This is a genomic window from Streptomyces sp. NPDC025806 (assembly GCF_055558275.1).
The window spans coordinates 392,440-409,318 of sequence record NZ_JBVHMU010000004.1 but is presented as its reverse complement, the minus strand read 5'-3'; the positions used below and the strand labels follow the sequence as shown (position 1 = coordinate 409,318).

At 70.7% G+C, this 16,879-nt stretch carries 18 protein-coding genes and 1 pseudogene; 10 read left to right on the top strand and 9 right to left on the bottom strand.

Annotated features, from left to right (window positions below):
* Positions 1–36 precede the first annotated feature (36 nt).
* The 4 genes and pseudogenes from ACZ4E1_RS11885 (at position 37) to ACZ4E1_RS11870 (ending at position 2,736) form a co-directional block, all read left to right on the top strand.
* A pseudogene (locus ACZ4E1_RS11885) lies at positions 37–1,262 on the top strand (PP2C family protein-serine/threonine phosphatase).
* A 106-nt stretch (positions 1,263–1,368) separates the two neighbouring features.
* Positions 1,369–1,911, top strand: coding sequence for a DUF5994 family protein (locus tag ACZ4E1_RS11880; protein ID WP_467538239.1), 543 nt, complete (start codon positions 1,369–1,371; stop codon positions 1,909–1,911).
* A 4-nt stretch (positions 1,912–1,915) separates the two neighbouring features.
* Positions 1,916–2,104: a hypothetical protein gene (locus ACZ4E1_RS11875; RefSeq protein WP_467538237.1), complete on the top strand. Its 189-nt coding sequence runs from the start codon at positions 1,916–1,918 to the stop codon at positions 2,102–2,104.
* Between the two features lie 113 nt (positions 2,105–2,217).
* The gene (locus ACZ4E1_RS11870) at positions 2,218–2,736 is read left to right on the top strand and encodes a DUF5994 family protein (protein WP_467538235.1); all 519 of its coding nucleotides are present in this window, start codon (positions 2,218–2,220) and stop codon (positions 2,734–2,736) included.
* A 1,053-nt stretch (positions 2,737–3,789) separates the two neighbouring features.
* Here the strand turns inward: ACZ4E1_RS11870 and ACZ4E1_RS11865 are convergent.
* A complete protein-coding gene (locus tag ACZ4E1_RS11865; protein ID WP_467538233.1) occupies positions 3,790–4,248 on the bottom strand; it encodes a hypothetical protein in 459 nt (152 codons plus the stop codon).
* A 51-nt stretch (positions 4,249–4,299) separates the two neighbouring features.
* Here ACZ4E1_RS11865 and ACZ4E1_RS11860 point away from each other — a divergent pair, with 51 nt between their 5' ends.
* The gene (locus ACZ4E1_RS11860) at positions 4,300–4,503 is read left to right on the top strand and encodes a hypothetical protein (RefSeq protein ID WP_467538232.1); all 204 of its coding nucleotides are present in this window, start codon (positions 4,300–4,302) and stop codon (positions 4,501–4,503) included.
* Positions 4,504–4,534: 31 nt separating this feature from the next.
* Here the strand turns inward: ACZ4E1_RS11860 and ACZ4E1_RS11855 are convergent, their stop codons facing one another.
* Complete coding sequence (locus ACZ4E1_RS11855; RefSeq protein WP_467538231.1) at positions 4,535–4,888, bottom strand: hypothetical protein; 354 nt, start codon at positions 4,886–4,888, stop codon at positions 4,535–4,537.
* A gap of 720 nt (positions 4,889–5,608) precedes the next feature.
* Here ACZ4E1_RS11855 and ACZ4E1_RS11850 point away from each other — a divergent pair.
* On the top strand, positions 5,609–6,151 hold the full coding sequence (locus ACZ4E1_RS11850; RefSeq protein WP_467538230.1) for a GNAT family N-acetyltransferase: 543 nt from the start codon (positions 5,609–5,611) through the stop codon (positions 6,149–6,151).
* A 476-nt stretch (positions 6,152–6,627) separates the two neighbouring features.
* Here the strand turns inward: ACZ4E1_RS11850 and ACZ4E1_RS11845 are convergent, their stop codons facing one another.
* Together ACZ4E1_RS11845 and ACZ4E1_RS11840 are read right to left on the bottom strand one after the other, a co-directional pair.
* Positions 6,628–7,431 carry a hypothetical protein gene (locus tag ACZ4E1_RS11845; protein WP_467538227.1) on the bottom strand — a complete coding sequence of 268 codons (804 nt, stop codon included), beginning with the start codon at positions 7,429–7,431 and terminating at the stop codon, positions 6,628–6,630.
* A gap of 77 nt (positions 7,432–7,508) precedes the next feature.
* Complete coding sequence (locus tag ACZ4E1_RS11840; protein WP_467538225.1) at positions 7,509–8,168, bottom strand: RNA polymerase sigma factor; 660 nt, start codon at positions 8,166–8,168, stop codon at positions 7,509–7,511.
* A gap of 156 nt (positions 8,169–8,324) precedes the next feature.
* Here ACZ4E1_RS11840 and ACZ4E1_RS11835 point away from each other — a divergent pair, with 156 nt between their 5' ends.
* Positions 8,325–8,768 carry a PaaI family thioesterase gene (locus ACZ4E1_RS11835; RefSeq protein ID WP_467538223.1) on the top strand — a complete coding sequence of 148 codons (444 nt, stop codon included), beginning with the start codon at positions 8,325–8,327 and terminating at the stop codon, positions 8,766–8,768.
* Here ACZ4E1_RS11835 and ACZ4E1_RS11830 read toward each other — a convergent pair.
* Both ACZ4E1_RS11830 and ACZ4E1_RS11825 read right to left on the bottom strand, forming a co-directional pair.
* Complete coding sequence (locus ACZ4E1_RS11830; RefSeq protein ID WP_467538222.1) at positions 8,765–9,226, bottom strand: SRPBCC family protein; 462 nt, start codon at positions 9,224–9,226, stop codon at positions 8,765–8,767. The two genes, ACZ4E1_RS11835 and ACZ4E1_RS11830, sit on opposite strands and share 4 nt — an antisense overlap.
* A gap of 84 nt (positions 9,227–9,310) precedes the next feature.
* Positions 9,311–9,658, bottom strand: coding sequence for a VOC family protein (locus ACZ4E1_RS11825; protein WP_467538220.1), 348 nt, complete (start codon positions 9,656–9,658; stop codon positions 9,311–9,313).
* Positions 9,659–9,718: 60 nt separating this feature from the next.
* Between ACZ4E1_RS11825 and ACZ4E1_RS11820 the strand changes: the two genes are divergently transcribed.
* Complete coding sequence (locus tag ACZ4E1_RS11820; RefSeq protein ID WP_467538218.1) at positions 9,719–10,108, top strand: DUF6578 domain-containing protein; 390 nt, start codon at positions 9,719–9,721, stop codon at positions 10,106–10,108.
* 27 nt (positions 10,109–10,135) lie between these two features.
* On the opposite strand, the gene ACZ4E1_RS11815 is transcribed toward ACZ4E1_RS11820, so the two are convergent.
* Positions 10,136–11,461 (bottom strand): GH1 family beta-glucosidase, encoded by a 1,326-nt coding sequence (locus ACZ4E1_RS11815; RefSeq protein WP_467538555.1) that lies wholly within the window; start codon positions 11,459–11,461, stop codon positions 10,136–10,138.
* A 73-nt stretch (positions 11,462–11,534) separates the two neighbouring features.
* Here ACZ4E1_RS11815 and ACZ4E1_RS11810 point away from each other — a divergent pair, with 73 nt between their 5' ends.
* Positions 11,535–12,170 (top strand): TetR/AcrR family transcriptional regulator, encoded by a 636-nt coding sequence (locus ACZ4E1_RS11810; RefSeq protein WP_467538217.1) that lies wholly within the window; start codon positions 11,535–11,537, stop codon positions 12,168–12,170.
* On the opposite strand, the gene ACZ4E1_RS11805 is transcribed toward ACZ4E1_RS11810, so the two are convergent.
* Positions 12,158–14,179 carry a galactose-binding domain-containing protein gene (locus tag ACZ4E1_RS11805; protein ID WP_467538215.1) on the bottom strand — a complete coding sequence of 674 codons (2,022 nt, stop codon included), beginning with the start codon at positions 14,177–14,179 and terminating at the stop codon, positions 12,158–12,160. The two genes, ACZ4E1_RS11810 and ACZ4E1_RS11805, sit on opposite strands and share 13 nt — an antisense overlap.
* A gap of 177 nt (positions 14,180–14,356) precedes the next feature.
* Positions 14,357–14,731 carry an ArsR/SmtB family transcription factor gene (locus tag ACZ4E1_RS11800; protein ID WP_467538214.1) on the bottom strand — a complete coding sequence of 125 codons (375 nt, stop codon included), beginning with the start codon at positions 14,729–14,731 and terminating at the stop codon, positions 14,357–14,359.
* Between the two features lie 93 nt (positions 14,732–14,824).
* On the opposite strand from ACZ4E1_RS11800, the gene ACZ4E1_RS11795 reads away from it, so the two are divergent.
* A complete protein-coding gene (locus ACZ4E1_RS11795) occupies positions 14,825–16,825 on the top strand; it encodes a heavy metal translocating P-type ATPase (RefSeq protein WP_467538212.1) in 2,001 nt (666 codons plus the stop codon).
* The last annotated feature ends 54 nt before the right edge of the window (positions 16,826–16,879 follow it).

Sequence of the window (16,879 nt, the reverse complement as noted above, 5' to 3'; positions counted from 1 at the left end):
CTGGGAAGGGCTCCGCAGTCCGTTGGGAGGCCCCGGATGACCATCGGACGGCATGCGCACCGCGAGGACGACCGCTCGGAGAGCTTGGGGGAAGGGCTGCTGGGCGCGTTCCTCGACCGTGCGCACGAACTGCACCCTGACCAGGTCGGGCCAGTGGTCGCCGAGGCGGTGACGCGGCTGGGCGGCCGTGACATCCAGGTGCTGCTCCAGGACTACGGGCAGAGAACGCTGGTCCCGCTTCCCGGCGAGGGCCTGGCGGACGGCGGGCCGCTGCCCATCGACCGCTCCGAGGCCGGCCGGTGCTTCCTCACCGCCCGCGTCATCGAGGCGGCGCTGCCCAAGGGCGTACGCGTGTATCTGCCGCTGCTCGACGGTGGCGCGCAGGCCGGCGTCCTGGCGCTCACGCTGGACCGCGTCACCGACGACGACCGCCGCATCCTGCCCAGGCTCGCGGGACTCGTCGCCGGCCTGGTGAGGACCAAGAACCGCTACACCGATCACTTCTTCCGCACCCGCCGCAGCGAACCGATGAGCGTCGCCGCCGAGATCCAGTGGGCGCTGCTGCCGCCCCTGTCCATGACCATGCCGCAGGTGGCCGTCGCCGGAGTGCTGGAGCCAGCCTACGACGTGGCCGGCGACAGCTTCGACTACACGCTGAACGGCTCGGTCCTGCACTCGCCATGCTCGACGCCATGGGTCACGGCCTGGACGCGGCCACCATGGCCACGGTCGCCATCGGCGCCTACCGGCACGCCCGCCGGATCAGCGTCGAGCTGGAGAACATCTATCACTTCATGGACGAGGCCATCGCCGCACAGTTCGCCCCTGACCACTTCGTCACCGCCCAGATGATGCGCCTGGACACCGACACGGGCCGCCTCCAGTGGGTCAACGCCGGACACCCCGCCCCCTTGCTGATCCGCGACCATCACGTCATCGGCCGCATCGAGGGTCCCACCACCCTCCCTGTCGGATTCGGCGGAGCACAGCCCAAAGTCAGCGAGCTGCTTCTCGAACGCGGGGACCGCATCCTCTGCTTCACCGACGGGCTGGTCGAGGAACACGCCGGCGGGCAGGAGCAGTTCGGCGAGGAGCAGCTGATCACCTGGATCCACCGGCTGGACCGGGCCGACCGAGGCGTCCGCGAAGTCGCCCGAGACCTGTCCCACATGCTCATGCGGGCCCGGGGGGACACCACCTCCGACGACGCCACCCTCGTCCTCGTCGAATGGCGTGGCCCTTTCCCTGGCGGTGTGAAGTAGTCGGGCCCGAAACGCCCGGGCGGCCCCGCGCCGGAGTACGGTGAAGACACCGGGAGCAATTCGCGCACCCGCGTCCGTGCGGACGCCGTTCTCGGCGCTCACAACGATGGGCGCCTCACCGGCACCCAGGGACCAGGTCGACCTCATGACCACTCCCGCCCCTCTCCGTCCGGCGCGCCTCACGCTCACACGGATACGTCCTCTGCCCGGATCGCTGGACGGTGCGTGGTGGCCGTACTCGCGTGACCTCAGCACGGAACTGCCGTCTCTGGTGGATGCCGTGACGGAACGCTGCGGGCCGGTCACGCTCATCACCGTCGGCCCCTCACGCTGGGACGCGAGTCCTCGCGAGGCCCTCGTCAACGGTCACGTCGTTCACGTCGAACGGTTCATCGGACAGCACCCCGACCTCTTGATCCTGCGCTCCTACGGGCTCGGCCGCTGCGACCTCGTCGTGGTCCCGCCCGAGACCGCGCCCGCCTCCGCCGCCCGGATGATGGCCGCGGTCCCCGGCACCGGTGCCACCGGCCAGGCGGACCAGCGGGGCACCGGGGCAGCTGACGCAGGACGGGGGCTCACGCCTTCTCCGCCGCCCAGCCCTGTCGTCGGGGCACGCATGCTTCCGCTGCCGCGCAGCATGTGGAGGTGACCCCGTGGAAACCTTCGTCGCCGTCGCGGTGATCGCCGCCATGATCATCATCGGCGTGCTCCTGATCCACCTGCTGAACACCCAGAACGGCATCCGGATCGCCTCGTACCGCTTCAGCGCTCCACTGCCCGGAGTCATCCGTCGCAGGCGCCACCGGCACAGGGCAACGAAAGGCCCGGGGCACATCGCGTGAACCGAGCGTAAATTGGTGGATACCTGAAGTATTCGGCCAGACCGCACGCGCGGCCCGGCCTCGATGATTGACAGATGCGGGCAGCCGGGAGCCGTCCGGGACAGGATCGCGACATGGATGGCAGCACAACATCCGGCCGGGCCGCGCCGCGCGGCGACGCCGGCGTGTACGAGATGCCCCTGCCCCGGCTGAAGCTCACGCCGGCGTCCAGCCACGGGCCGCTGGACGGGGCCTGGTGGCCGCGCTGCGACGCGCTGGAGCTCGAACTGCCCGCACTGATCGGGATGTTGAACCCGGCTGCGGGAGCCGTCACCGGCGTCACCGTGGACAGCGCGTGCTGGCCGGACGCCCCGCGGACGGTCATGACACCCAGCCAGGTGATCCGGGTGACGGAGACGCTCCTCGCCTCGGAAGAGCACGCGGTCACCCTGGACTGCGGCACCCTGGGGCGCTGGGAACTCCTGGTGATCCCACCCGATGAGCCACGCGGAACGGCCACTGTGCTGATGAACGGCGCCGCGGACCCCGAGAACCTGCTGTCCGCCCCGCGCCTCCTGGCGCTCGCCGAGGGCGGTGTCGGCGGAGAAGCCGCCTGGGAGTCGGAAGGGGGGCCCGCGGCCAGCCGAGCCTGACATTCGGGGGAAGCCACCCGCGGCCAGACCATCGGCGCCCGTGCCCGCCCGCCTCATGGACCATGGCATGGGAGCCGACGGAAGCACCGAACCCAACGGCCGCGCCAGCGCGCCTCCTTGAGAACGCGCCGCGCGCTGGGGGCCGGCCCGCTGATCACCGCTGGACAGGACATGGACCGAACGGTGACCGGGAGCGCCCGGTCACCGTTCGGAGTCGGCATCGTCTGCGCATGCCCGCGTTCAGCGCCCATCGCCGCCCGCCGACTAGACCTGAGTGCGCAGCAGCGCGTCGAGAACACGCACCGGTGAACGGCGAGACGTCACCAGCCGGGCATCGAGCGCCGTCTCCCACTGCTCAGTCAGACCAGCCATGAGACGGCTTCACCAACCTGCGCGGAGGCGAACCGCAAACAGACGCCGCTCCAGCGGAACTGCCTGGGCTGCGGGCAGGAGTTCACCACCACCTCCAGCGCCCGCAGGTCATACTGCTCGACCGAGTGCCGCCTCACGGCCCGCACCGGCGCCGACGCACTCGATGACCGTGTCTGTCCGGTTTGCGAGACGACTTTCCAGGCGCCCAGGACCACCCGCCAGCACTACTGTTCCCCGGCCTGCCGTCGAGACGCGGACCGCAAACGCGGACAGAAACGCGATGAGGAACGGGCCCGCCGACTGGGCGAGACACCACCGCAGGCACCTCGTCCCACTCTTCCGCCACCACCCAGGCCCGTCACTCGGACCAGCGGAAGCCGTCACGTCGCGGCCGAGCGCGACCCGTTGGAACCGACCGCGACGCGGAGTTGTCCGCACTGTCAACAGCCCATCACCATCGTCGCACTGCTGGCCACCCCAGAAGCCGCCCGGCCCGCAATCCCTGGACCCGGCGTCGTTCCGCTTCGGAGAACTCCCTGATCAACTCCGGCTGACCCGCCACTGATCTCCAGGGCCCGGCGACCTGACGGTCGCCGGGCCCTCACACGTGCTCTTGCTCGCCAGTTCCCCCACATCGTTGAACCTCCAAACAAGTGACGGGAAGAGCGACTCTGAAGAATTTCAAAGAGCCCTATCAACCCCATCGAGGCCACCGATGAGTGGCCCGGCCAGCCCTGGACCGCCCGCGCCCCGGGCCGGGAAGCCGCCGTCCTCACCCACCTCGGCGCCGAACACATCCAGTCCGGCGACTGGGAACGAGGCACCTGGAACATCCAGCCCTGGCACGAGGGCCCCGACCTCCAGCACCTGTGGGCCCACACCCGCAGCGACGGCACCGCCCCCGACGTCCAGACCGCCCTCGAGTGCGCAAGCGCGCTGGCCGACCTGCACGAGGCCGGCTGGGCCCACGGCGACATCCAGCCCGCCCACTTCCTCATCGGCCCCGACCGCACCCACCTCATCGACCTGGCCCTCGCCAAGGGAAAACCCCTCCCCGACGCTGTCGACTTCCCCTTCCGAGGCTGCCTCGTCCACTACGAAGCACCGGAAATCTCCGCCGCCGTCCTCGCCGAAGGCCACGCCATCCCCTCACAGGCCGCTGACATCTACGCACTCGGAGCGACCCTGCTCATGGCAGCGACCGGCAAGCGAGCGGTGATCTACCCGGACGACGCCCCCAGGCCGGTTCAGCGCGCCGCGATCGTGGCGGGCTACCGCCGGGCGGTGACCATGCCCGGACCGATGGGGCCGATCGTCGTCGAGATGCTGCGGCACTCCCCGGCGGAACGGCCGTCCATTGCGGAGGCGATGAGCGCCCTTGCCGACACTGCCTGACGTCCACCGGTCAGCCCCACCCATCCGGCGCTCATAGCTCGACCCCGGCGTCTCGCATGCGGCGAGGAATCCCTTGCCAGTCCTCCATCGCTCCGTACAGCAGCTTCTGCAGACGTTCCTTACCCTCGGCCGTCAGGACGTCTTGCAGACATGCGCACGCGGCCAGGTCCCTGCTGTTGATGAGGCAGACGTAGACGCCGGCGATCTGCAGGCCACGCGCAGCTGCTGAGAGCTTCGCATCAATGGGAAGGGGGATCCGCCGGGCCAGCTCCTGGGCGAAGACCCGCTCAATCCTGGGTCGTCCCAGGAGGCCGAAGAGCCCGCCCGCCGCCCGGCCGACAGCTTCGTGCAACCGATCCTTTCCATTGAGGATGTTGCGTGCCAAGCGGGCGAGGTCTTCACAGCCTCTGCGGCGGTGGCGCTTCGTGAGGGCCTTCCACGTCTCATCCGAGACGTAGGTGGGTGCCCGCTCCGCAATGACCGCGGTACCTCCCTGCCCGATGACGTCCAGGCACAACCGCGCAGCTTCCTCGGCTCTTTGGCGATCGCGGACATGCGGTAGGGGCGTCTGCCGGGGTTGCGGCCGAGCCCGGGCAGCCGTGTTCCGCGGCGCGGCGGGTCGCTGGGGTGTTCGGCGCGGGGGTTGGGCACGCCTCGCGGGGCTCTTGCGGGGAGTGGGAACGTGCCCAGCCGGACGGCCACGATGGAGGTGGCATCGCACGTCCGGTCCAGTCACACGCTTCTTGCATAACGTCCGGTCGTTGGTCTGTGCACGACACCGATACACCATGCCGGGAGTGTGCGGTCCCGCCGGGAACCCGAGCAAGAATGCCCATTCGGCCAGGGCTGCGCCCGGGATCCGCTGCGTCCCCCGACCGATGCGGGCTGCGCGGGGCGGCCAAGTCCCGCTCCGCGGCAGGTAGTCGGCAGTGCCGATGCCCCATAAAACCGGCCTCCGGTAGAATGCGGAAGGCGGAAGCAGCCTCGGGTGGATCCCCTCCCAGGCCATCGCCCGGGCGGCGGGAAACCCCCGCACAGCGATCTTGTTCGATGCTCCGTGCGAGGCCGACTGCAACGGGTGATCCCGAGGCAGAATGAGGTCGCTATGGACCCGAATGCCTTCCAGCTCGCCGCTCACGGCCTCATACTTCGGCAATGGACGAGTGACGATCTCGATGTCATGCAAGAGCTGTTCGACGACCCCGATGTCGCTTATCGGACGCCCTTGGAGTCGCCGTTCGACCAGGCCGCCGCGCTGCGATACCTGCACAGCGCGCAACAAGCCCGACGCGGGAACGAGCGGATCCACCTGGCCATCACCACCGACGGGCAACAGGCTCTGGGAGAAGCCCTGCTCAACCAGGACACCGGCAGCATCGGCTACATCGTGGGCGCCGCTCACCGGGGACAGCGGCTGGCCCTTCGGGCACTTCGAGCAGTGACCGAGTACGCGCACACCAACATCGCCCTGTCGCGAGTGATCCTGGAGATCGAACCCGGCAACCACGCCAGCATCGCCGTCGCGCGCTCCGCCGGCTTCCACCCCACCCGCTCGGCACCTGAGACCGTCACCGACAAAGGCCGGACCTACGAACTGCTCACTTGGGAAAACCGCCTGACCAGTGGTCGAGGTCAAAAGACAAGCTGAGGCCGTGCGCCCCGATCAGCGCCACCTGCAAACGCGCACCAGCAACCGCTTCCCAGGCGCCTACGCGGCGCGGCACCCCACCGCCGTTGGGAGAAATCTGGGAGATGAACTCCCTCGGAACACCCACCGAGACCCATCGAGACCAAGCTCCACCAAGCCTCTGACCTGCACGAATGCCTTCCGGCCTGGTGGCAGCCTCACTCGAACCTCATTCGGGACGAAGAGGTCGTGGGTTCAAATCCCGCCACCCCGACAGCCGTAAGACCAGGTCAAGGGCCTGTTCCGCGAAAGCGGGTCAGGCCCTTCCTGTGTTTGCGGTGACCGTTGAGCACCGTCGACAATCGTCAACACCGCCGTCGGCGGCGACTGGCCGGGCAACCCCGACAGTTCGACGTGGGCCACCGACGACGGCGCGAGGTACCTGAAGGTCTCCTCGATCACGTACACCCCGTACTACCCCTGAGGGTCCGCCGGGCCTACTCCTCGCCGCCGACCTTCGGGTCCTTCGCCTGGTCGTAGATCTCCTTGCCCGAGGCGTCGTAGGCATGGATGTAGGTGCGCGGCCCCGCGTCGTCGCGCGGGTCGGCGGGGGCCTCGGCGGTGCCGACGGCCGCGTAGGCGAACGCCCCGTCCGCCATGGTCGCCGGGTACTCCTTCGGGTCGTCGTCATAGCTGACGGTGACCTTGGCGACGTCTGCCGAGTAGTGCCCGGCGCCCAGTGCGAGGTACCGGTGGCGGTCGACGCGGGTGCCGGTGGAGTCGAAGTACTCGATCATGCGGCCGGTGCCCCACAGCCGGTCGTTGATGAAGGTGGGCGGGTGATCGATGCTGCTTCCCTTGTCGCCGTTCGACTCGCACTGCACGTACTGGCCCGCGGAGTTCACGGCGAGGAGCACGCCGTCCCAGCTCTTCGCGGCGACGGGAGTGCGGACCGCGAGCACGACCCGGTACCGGGGGGCCTCCGCCCCCATGCAGGAGGAGAGGATTCTGGCGGCGGTCGCGGCCGGGATCGCGGGTGTCGCCGTGTCGGTGGCGGTGAAGGAACCCGGGGCGGGCCTCGCGGACCGGTGATGGCCCTTGGTGCCCGGGCTCGGGGACGCGGTGCTCTTCGGGTTCCCGCCGGGGAGCGCGCTGCCGGTGGTCCCCCGCTCGGCGCCTCCTGTCCCGCCGAGGACGGCGACGGCCGCGACGCTCACTGCCGCGACACCCGTGGCCACGCTCAGCGGCACACCCCATCCGCGGCGAAACGAAGGACGCTTGTCCTCGGGACCGATCTTCATGAGCAGCTCCTCTCGCATCCGCCGGTGGTCCGGCAGATCACGATCGGAAGGAGCCGCGGGAACGCCCTGCGCGTCCTTCATCGTGCGACCTCCTTCGCGTTGACGGGATTCCTCGGACTGAACGACCCCACGGACGTGCCTGCGCCGGCGAGGTCGGCCCCCAACTTGCGCCGGGCCCGGTGCAGTCGGGACTTCACCGTTCCGACCGGCACGTCCAGCACGGTCGCGGCCGCCTGCTGGTCCAGGCCCGACCACACGCACAGCTCGATGACCTCGCGCTCGTGACGCGGCAGCCGGGCCAGCGCTCGGTGGATCTCCGACATGCGACGTTCGTCGTCGACCCGGCCCGCGACGCGGTCCGCGTGATCGCCCACCGCCGCGCCGACCGACTTGTCGTGCGAGACGAGCCGGCGCAGCAACGCCTCGGCCCGCCGCAGCCGCCGCCTCGTGTTCGACAGCAGGCCGTCGGCGATGCCGAGCAGCCACGGCAGAGCCGAGTCCCGGTCGAGCACCGTCCGTGACCTGCGCCGCCAGGCGTGCAGGAACACCGTCGACGTAAGGTCCTCGGCCTCGGACCAGTCGGCCGTCCGCCGGAACAGGTAGTTGTAGACGGCCTTCCCGTGACGGTCGAAGATCCGGCCGAACGCCTCTCGGTCGCCGTCGGCAGCTCTCGCCCACAGCTCCCGGTCGGACATCCCTCCGCCCGGTGCGGAACGATCAGCGTCGTTCAGTTCCATGCCCTGTATGTGTCCGGCACCGGGCCGAAGGTTCCCGCGACATCGATTCTCCTTCGCCTGCGACAGCGGGATCGCCCGGCCTTGTGGGGCCACTGCCCCGCTCGTAGCATGACCTGAACGTTGATTCAGCTCATCGGACGCGACGGGACACCGGCAATGACGCGGGATCTGACCGACCTGACCGCCTTCGCTCGCACCGTCTTCGAGGCGCAGCCCTTCAGCGGCTTCCTCGGGGCCGAACTGGCCGCCGTCGGGAGTGACTCGGCGGAGATCCGGATCGCGAACCGGCCCGAGCTCCGGCAGCAGCACGGGTTCGTGCACGGCGGGGTGCTGAGCTATCTCGCCGACAACGCGCTCACCTTCGCCGGTGGCCTCGCGCTCGGGGGTGACGCCCTCACCGCCGAGTACAAGATCAATTACTGCCGGCCGGCCGTCGGTGATGTCATCGTGGCCCGGGCGACGTCGCTGGTGACCACGCGGCGGCAGGCGGTGTGCCAGTGCCTGATCTTCATGGAGCAGGACGGCGAGGAGCGGCTCGTCGCGGTGGCGCAGGGAACGATCGTCGCGGCGGGGGCGGGCGCCACGGGCTCCGGCGACTAGACGCCGGACAGGCGGGCCGTGAGGACGCGGGCCCGGTTCTGCTGGACCGCGCCCGCCTGGGAGGCCGCGAAGCGCAGCAGGCCCGGGGGTGTCCTCAGGTGGAGGGTGTCGGTGACGACGCTGCCGGACGCGTGGCGGTCGATGGTGAAGCGGTAGCTCATGCGGACGCGGGCGGGGCTGCGGACCTCGCCGGAGATCTCTGCGGAGTCCGGGAGCCGGTCCGGGGCGGCGACGAGGGTGACGTCGATGATGTTGTCGTGCGTGAGGGCGCCGAGGAAGCGGAAGCGTTCCACGGCCGTGTAGTGCACGGTCCCGGTCTCCTCCGCGCGGCGCACGTCCCGGACGGCGACCAGGAGCGGGGACAGGCCTATGTAGTTCGACGGTTCGGCCAGGTGCGCGAAGACCGCCTCGGGCGGCGCGGTGATCTCGAACCGGTGCGTGAGCTCGGTGGACGGCACCTCGGGCCCCCTCGGGTACGGCGCGGCAGGGCGGTGATCATCCCATCGCGGGGGCGGAGTTCCCAGCCCTGGGCGCCGGTCCGTTCAGAGGTCGTGGGCCGTCGCGTGGCGGGGCTGGTAGAGGCCCAGCTCGCCGCCGCCGGGGAGGCGCAGGGCGGTCTTCACGCCCCAGCCGGCGTCGGTGACGGGTTCGGTGAACTCCACGCCCTTCGCGGTGAGTTCGTCGACCGTCGCCGTGATGTCGTCGCACATCAGGTACAGCTCGTGCGCGGGCCGGTCGGCGGGGTGGACCGCGGCCTCGGCGGGCGGCAGCCGGAACACGAGCCAGCCGTCGCCCGCGTCGACGTACGCGTACCCGAGGACGTCACGCAGGAAGGCACGGTCCGCCGCGGCGTCGCGGCTGCAGAGGATGACGTGGGCGCCGTTGATCATGCGGGCGACGCTACCGGGGCACCCCGGCGATCGGGGGCACGCCGGGCGGACACTGGCTCCATGACGGTGACGATCTGGGTCGACGACTGGCAGATGCAGTGCTGCGGCGACAGCTTCGGGCCGGGAGACGTCGTCTCCTGGCGCCTGGAGGAGGCCGATCCCGCGGACTACGCCGATCTCCTCGGTCAGGAGCGGGCCGGCCAGATCGGCTTCCGCGAGGAGCATCACGGGCCGGAGGAGGACCTGGCGCCCAGCCGGCTGCGGGTGCTGACCGTCGCGGAGGTGCACTGCCGGTACGAGATTCCCTCCGACGGCCCGACGAACAGGTACCGGCCCGTCCCGGGCACGGCCGAGCTGGTGCCGGTGGACGGGGAGGCGGACGGGTGGGCGAAGGCGCGGCCGGGGGTCGACTTCGTCGGGTATCTCGTCACCGCCGAGCGGTGCGGGTGACCTCGGCGGTGCCTCCCGGCGGAAGACTCAGCCCTGTTGCCGCGCCCTGATCAGGTCCCGGTACCAGGTGAAGGAGGATCTCGGGGTGCGGACCTGGGTCTCGTGGTCCACGTGGACGAGGCCGAAGCGCTGGTGGTAGCCCTCCGCCCATTCGAAGTTGTCCAGCAGGGTCCAGGTGAAGTAGCCGCGTACGTCCACGCCCTCGGCGACCGCCGCGTCGACCGCGCGGAGGTGGGTCGCGAGGTAGTCGATGCGGTCCGGGTCGTGGATCGCGCCGTCGGTGGAGCAGCCGTTCTCCGTGATGTGGATCGGCGGGAGGGTCGTGGGGTAGCGGTCCTTGAGGGTCAGCAGCAGCTCGCGCAGGCCGTCGGGGACGACGGGCCAGCCGAAGGCCGTACGGCGGTAGCCCTCGATCGGGGCTTCCTCGAAGGGCAGGGCGTCGGGGGACGCCGGGGCCTGGATGCGGGTCGGGTTGTAGTAGTTGATGCCCAGGGCGTCCAGGGGGGCCGAGATCAGGGTCAGGTCGCCGTCCTTCACCGAGCCGCCGAGGGTGGGATCGGCTCCGTAGGCGGACAGGTCGGGGTAGGTGCCCTTGAGGAGCGGGTCGTTGAAGAGGCGGTTGTGCAGGGTGTCGTAGGCGTCGGCGGCGGCGATGTCGGCGGCCGTGTCCGAGGCGGGCCAGACCGGGGTGCAGTTGTTCGCGATCATCACCTCCAGGCCGCGCGAGCTCAGTTCCCGTGACGCGAGTCCGTGGGCGAGGAGTTGGTGGTGGGCGACCGGGAGGCAGTCCAGGAACAGGGCGCGGCCGGGGGCGTGCACGCCCAGTCCGTAGCCCCAGACCATGTGGATGAACGGCTCGTTGAGAGTGATCCAGCGGCGGACGCGGTCGCCGAGGCGGTCGGCGACGATCGCGGTGTACTCGGCGAAGCGGTGGGCCGTGTCACGGTTCATCCAGCCGCCCTCGTCCTCCAGGGCCTGCGGGAGGTCCCAGTGGAACAGGGTCGGCACCGGTTCGATGCCGCGGGCGAGCAGGCCGTCGACGAGGCGGTCGTAGAAGTCCAGGCCCCGGGGATTGACCTGGCCGGCGCCGGTCGGCAGGACGCGGGACCAGGCGATGGAGAAGCGGTAGCCGGTGAGGCCTGCCTCGGCCATCAGCGCGAGGTCCTCCTCGTACCGGTGGTAGTGGTCGCAGGCCGTCGCGCCGGTGTGCCCGTCGCGGACGGTGCCGGGGCGGGCGGTGAAGGTGTCCCACACCGACGGGCCGCGGCCGTCCTCCTCGACGGCGCCCTCGATCTGGTACGACGCGGTGGACGCGCCCCAGACGAAGTCCTTCGGCAGATGGTCCAGATCCAGATGCACGGCCGACCCCCAAGCTGGAAAACATGAGCAGCCCTCACGTTAATCGCCTCGGTGGGATGATGGAAGCGTGAATCAAGACCGCACTGCAGGGACGTTGCGCCGGCTGCCGGTCCAGAAGCGCAGCGTCGAGCGCTTCGAACGGCTGCTGGACGCCTGTGCCGAGATCCTCGACGAGGTCGGGTACGCCGCGCTGACCACCAAGGAGGTGGCCCGCCGGGCCGAGGTGCCGATCGGCACGCTCTACCAGTTCTTCTCCGACCGGGAGGGGCTGATCGGCGCGCTCGCCGCCCGCAACCTGGAGCTGTTCCTGGCCCGGGTCACCGACCGGCTGGAGCGCGAGGCGCCCGACGGCATCGCCGGGATCGTGGACGTGACCGTGGACGAGTTCGTCGCGATGCGCCGGACGATCACCGGGTTCGGTGTCGTCGACTTCGGCGCGGTGGGCGAGGACCACGTCCTGGAGCCGACGCGGGACAACAACACCGCGGTCGCCGGGCGGTTGCGCGCGCTGACCGGCGCGCTGACGGGCGTCCCGGACGACGACGAGCTGGACCTCGCCGTGCGGGTCGCCCTGGAGTGCGCGGACGGCGTGCTGCAACTGGCCTTCCGCACCGACCCGCAGGGCGACCCCCGGCTGATCGCCGAGTGCAAGCGTGTCCTCAACTGCTATCTCGGCGACCGCATCGTGCCTCAGCCGGCGTAGACGCCGACCTCCTTCAGCGAGTAGCCCCACTGCGTGCCGCGTTCGAGGCCCTTGATCCGGACGTAGCGGGCCTCGGTCTTGTCGAACCGTGCCGTGTCCAGGCCGCCGTCACCGGTGGTCGTGGACCAGGCCGTCGTCCAGTTCTCGCGGTCCGTGGACAGCTCGATCCGGTACGACTTCCCGTACGCCTTCTCCCAGTCGAGGGTGACGCGGCCGACCTGCTGCGGGGACCCGAGGTCGATCCGCAGCCACTGGTCGTCGTTCCACTCGCTGGCCCAGCGGGTGGAGTTGTCGCCGTCCACCGCCCGGCCGGGCTGGAAGCTCTCGAAGGGGTTCCACCACTCCGACGAGGACGCCCAGGCGCCGACGCCGGCCGTCGCGAGGTTCTTCCCGGGCGCGTACTTCTCGGTGTTCGCCCAGGTGCGCAGATAGGACTCGGCGCCCGTGAAGAGGTCCTTCACGACGTCCTCGCCGCCGACGTTGCGGATGTCCTGGATCCAGTCCGGGACCATGCCGTAGTGCGCGCCGCCGTCGGTGTTGAAGTCCCAGGTGCGCTCGCCGGTGGTCTGCTTGTCGATCACCGAGCCGCCGTCGAAGCTGCGGAAGGGGTACGTCACCGGGTTCGGGGCGTCCTTGCCGCGCGGGGCCGGCCAGCCGCCGACGCCGTTCATGTCGGTGCCGTAGCCGTAGCCGACGTTGTACTTCTCGCGCAGGTCCTTGGTGCGGGCCGCCTCACCGACGAAGCCCTTGGACTGACCCATGTACTGAGCGGCGAACCCGCCGAGCTTGTAGAGGCGTTCGGTCCAGCCGAGGTCCATCCAGCTGTGCGAGGAGATGACGCCCGGGTACTTCTCGGACTCGAGGATGTCGAGGGACTGGCCCACGGCCTTGACGCTCATGTGGTCGAGTTCGAGCATCATGTTGCGCTTCATCATGCCGCGCACCGCGTACGCGCCCAGGTCGGTCAGACCGCGGGTGTTGCACTGTGCGCCCGACGCGTAGGTCGGGACCTCCTCACCCTCCGGCAGTCGCTTCTCCGCCTCCGGGGCCGGTGCGTTGCCGATGGGGTTGTCGTGCTGCGGGCCCTTGCAGTCCTCCGTCTTCCAGTAGGTGCCGGTCGACAGGAACTGGCCCACGTTGATGGCCGTGCCGAGCGCGCCGGAGTCGTAGCGCACGCCGCACAGGGCGTTGTCGAACTTGTGGCACAGGAACATGCTGCTGACGCCGAGCTTCTTCAGCTCGTCCAGGCCGCGGTCGATGTCGTCCTTGCCGCACTGCGCGATGTCGAGAACCTGCTTGCAGCCGAACGGCTCCGAGGTCTCGACGCCCAGGACGACGGCCAGCTTGCCCTGCTCGACGACCTCGCGGGCCTGCGAGCTGTTCGTGACGATCCGGAACCAGCCCTTGCCCGGGCCGCCGTACTGCTTGTCGATGAAGTCCTGCATCTCGTAGGTCTTCTTCGCCTCCAGCCGGATGGCGTCCATCTCGTCGCAGCCGCGGTCCTTGAAGAAGTAGACCGAGCAGATCACGCCGTTGGTGACGAGGTCGTTGACCAGGACGCGCTGACCGCCGCGCCAGGCGCGCTCGATCCAGGCGTAGTAGTTCTGCTGGTGGGTCAGCGAGTCGTGGGCGGGCCAGTCCTTGAACGTCGGCCAGCCGACGGGGTCGTGCTTGCCGTCACCGCCCTTCGTGATCATGTCGAAGATCGCGAGGCTGCCGTCGGGGTAGTGCTCGGGGCAGTCCTTGAGCGCGTCGGCGACGCCCTGCTCGGAGAACGGCTTGCCGCAGATCAGGCGGCCACCGAACCCCTCGTTGGACATGATGTGGTCGTGGGCGTCGACGAAGCCCCTGACCCGGCCCTGGGCGTCGGTGCCCTTGAAGGGCTCGCCCGTCACGTCGATCTGCGAGTCGGGAGCCGGCCGCGCGGTCGGCTCCCACCAGTGGGGCTCCGCCGCGGAGCCGGGCGCCGGAGCGAGCACCAGCGCCAGCACGGCGAGAAGCAGCGACATCACGCTGAGGGATCTGAGTCTGTGCCGCGAAGGCTGAACGTTGACCATGGGGGAGATCCTTAAAGATGAGCCGGGCTCACATTCCGTTCTCAAGGTAGGGATCCCGGGCCGCAACGCCAAGACCCGGTACCGAGGAATCGGCACCGGGTCGTGAAATCAGGGCGGAAAACGGCGAGTTCAGGCCTCGCGGGCGTCGGCCGGCTCGTCGTGCTTGCCCAGGCGCAGGTGCTCCACGTGGTACAGCGCCTGGTCGAGAAGCTCGGAGACGTGGTTGTCGTAGAGGGCGTAGACGATGGAGCGGCCCCGGCGCTCGCCCGCGACCAGGCCCAGGTTGCGCAGCAGGCGGAGCTGATGGGAGCAGGCCGAGGGCTCCATGTCGACGGCCGCGGCCAGGTCGCCGACCGCGCAGGGGCTCTCCTGGAGGCGGGCCAGGATGCGCAGGCGGGACGGGGTCGCGAGGGCCTGGAGGGTGGCGGCCACATCGGCGACGCCGACGGTGTCGAGGCGCTCGCGCGTGGTGGCGCTGGTGGTCGTGCCGGCTCCGTGACCCATACGGGCATCCTACCTACGACACCTGAAGACCTGTTCACATGAACCTGTATGGTGATGACCTCAGCCGTCAGCCGACCTTGAGGGGTCTTCGTCATGCCGCCGTACGTGCTTGAGCAGGAACCGGTCGCCGACCGGGCCGCCACCGGTGCGCCGAGCGTCCCGCCACGCGGGCGCACCCGCCTGCTCGCGCTGCCCGAGGTGCGCTGGGCGCTGGCCGCGCTCGTCCTGTTCCTCGGCGCGCTCGCGCTGGATCTGGGCGGGGCGCCGGGCTGGCTGTGGGGCCCGCTGTACGCGGCCGTGTACGTGACCGGCGGCTGGGAGCCGGGCTGGGAAGGGCTCAAGGCCCTGCGCGAGAAGACCCTGGACGTGGATCTGCTGATGGTCGTCGCGGCGCTGGGTGCCGCGGCCATCGGGCAGGTGCTCGACGGGGCCCTGCTGATCGTCATCTTCGCCACCTCGGGCGCGCTGGAGGCGGTCGCGACGGCCCGTACGGCGGACTCGGTGCGGGGGCTGCTCGATCTGGCGCCGACCACGGCGACCCGGGTCGCGGCCGACGGAACCGAGGAGAGCGTCCCGGCGGCGCACCTCGCCGTCGGGGACCTCGTCCTCGTCCGGCCCGGCGAGCGGATCGGCGGCGACGGGCAGGTCGTGGACGGGGCGAGCGAGGTCGACCAGGCGACGATCACGGGCGAGCCGCTGCCCGTCGCGAAGCACGCCGGGGACGAGGTCTTCGCCGGGACGCTCAACGGCACGGGCGTGCTCCGGGTGCGGGTCACCCGCGATCCCGCCGACTCCGTGCTGGCCCGGATCGTGCGGATGGTCGAGGAGGCCGCCGAGACCAAGGCGCCGACGCAGCTGTTCATCGAGAAGATCGAGCAGCGCTACAGCCTGGGCATGGTCGCCGCGACCGTGCTGGTCTTCGCGGTGCCGCTGCTGTTCGGCGCCGCGGTGCAGGACGCGCTGCTGCGGGCCATGACGTTCATGATCGTGGCCTCGCCCTGCGCGGTCGTCCTGGCGACGATGCCGCCGCTGCTGTCCGCGATGGCGAACGCGGGGCGGCACGGTGTGCTGATCAAGTCCGCTGTCGTCATGGAGCGGTTGGGGCAGGTCGACGCGGTCGCGCTGGACAAGACGGGGACGCTGACCGAGGGCACGCCGCGCGTCGTCGAGGTCCGTACGGTCCCCGGGTCCGGGCTCGACGAGGAGGCGGTGCTGCGTCGGGCAGCAGCCGCCGAGCACCCGAGCGAACACCCGCTGGCTCGCGCGGTCGTGGAGGCCGCCGCCGCCCGCGGTCTCACCCCGCTCCCCGCCGCGACGGACTTCACGGCCCACCCCGGCACGGGCGTGGCGGCCACGGTCGACGGCGTACGCGTCACGGTGGGCGCACCGCACCGCGCCGACGGCGACACCGCGGCCCCCGACGCCGTCCTCGACGCAGTCGGCCGGATCGAGGAGCACGGGCGGACCGCCGTGCTGGTCGGGGTCGACGGGCAGGTCGTCGGGGTGCTCGGGATCGCCGACCGGGTGCGGGCGGACGCCGCCGGGGCGGTGCGCGGGCTCGGCCTCCTGACCGGGAGCGCCCCCGTGCTCCTGACCGGCGACAACCCGCGCGCCGCCGGGCAGTTGGCCGCGGGGCTCGGCATCACGGACGTACGGGCCGGGCTGCTGCCCGAGGACAAGGTGGCGGCCGTGCGGGAGCTGGAGCGGGCCGGGCGGCGGGTGCTCGTCGTGGGCGACGGGGTCAACGACGCCCCGGCCCTGGCCGCCGCGCACACCGGCATCGCCATGGGCCGCGCCGGTTCCGACCTGGCGCTCGACGCCGCCGACGCGGTCGTGGTCCGCGACGAACTCGCCGCCCTCCCCACCGCCGTGGCCCTCTCGCGCCACGCCCGCCGCCTCGTCGTCCAGAACCTGCTGCTCGCGGGGACGTTCATCACGGCGCTGGTCGCCTGGGACCTGTTCGGCACGCTCCCCCTGCCTCTCGGCGTCGCCGGCCACGAGGGCTCCACCGTCCTCGTCGGCCTCAACGGCCTGCGCCTGCTCACCGACCGGGCGTGGCGGCGCGCGGCGGCCCCCGTACGGGCGGCCGACTGAGCGGAGTATCGCGCTCCGTACAACCCTCGGCCGACGCCGCCGGTCTGCGAGTCG

Bases quoted from the DNA above. Each gene is read 5' to 3' on its own strand.
- ACZ4E1_RS11880 (WP_467538239.1), top strand. From the start codon at position 1,369: ATGGGCGCCTCACCGGCACCCAGGGACCAGGTCGACCTCATGACCACT.
- ACZ4E1_RS11870 (WP_467538235.1), top strand. From the start codon at position 2,218: ATGGATGGCAGCACAACATCCGGCCGGGCCGCGCCGCGCGGCGACGCC.
- ACZ4E1_RS11860 (WP_467538232.1), top strand. From the start codon at position 4,300: ATGGCAGCGACCGGCAAGCGAGCGGTGATCTACCCGGACGACGCCCCC.
- ACZ4E1_RS11850 (WP_467538230.1), top strand. From the start codon at position 5,609: ATGGACCCGAATGCCTTCCAGCTCGCCGCTCACGGCCTCATACTTCGG.
- ACZ4E1_RS11845 (WP_467538227.1), bottom strand. From the start codon at position 7,431: ATGAAGATCGGTCCCGAGGACAAGCGTCCTTCGTTTCGCCGCGGATGG.
- ACZ4E1_RS11840 (WP_467538225.1), bottom strand. From the start codon at position 8,168: ATGGAACTGAACGACGCTGATCGTTCCGCACCGGGCGGAGGGATGTCC.
- ACZ4E1_RS11835 (WP_467538223.1), top strand. From the start codon at position 8,325: ATGACGCGGGATCTGACCGACCTGACCGCCTTCGCTCGCACCGTCTTC.
- ACZ4E1_RS11825 (WP_467538220.1), bottom strand. From the start codon at position 9,658: ATGATCAACGGCGCCCACGTCATCCTCTGCAGCCGCGACGCCGCGGCG.
- ACZ4E1_RS11820 (WP_467538218.1), top strand. From the start codon at position 9,719: ATGACGGTGACGATCTGGGTCGACGACTGGCAGATGCAGTGCTGCGGC.
- ACZ4E1_RS11805 (WP_467538215.1), bottom strand. From the start codon at position 14,179: ATGTCGCTGCTTCTCGCCGTGCTGGCGCTGGTGCTCGCTCCGGCGCCC.
- ACZ4E1_RS11800 (WP_467538214.1), bottom strand. From the start codon at position 14,731: ATGGGTCACGGAGCCGGCACGACCACCAGCGCCACCACGCGCGAGCGC.
- ACZ4E1_RS11795 (WP_467538212.1), top strand. From the start codon at position 14,825: ATGCCGCCGTACGTGCTTGAGCAGGAACCGGTCGCCGACCGGGCCGCC.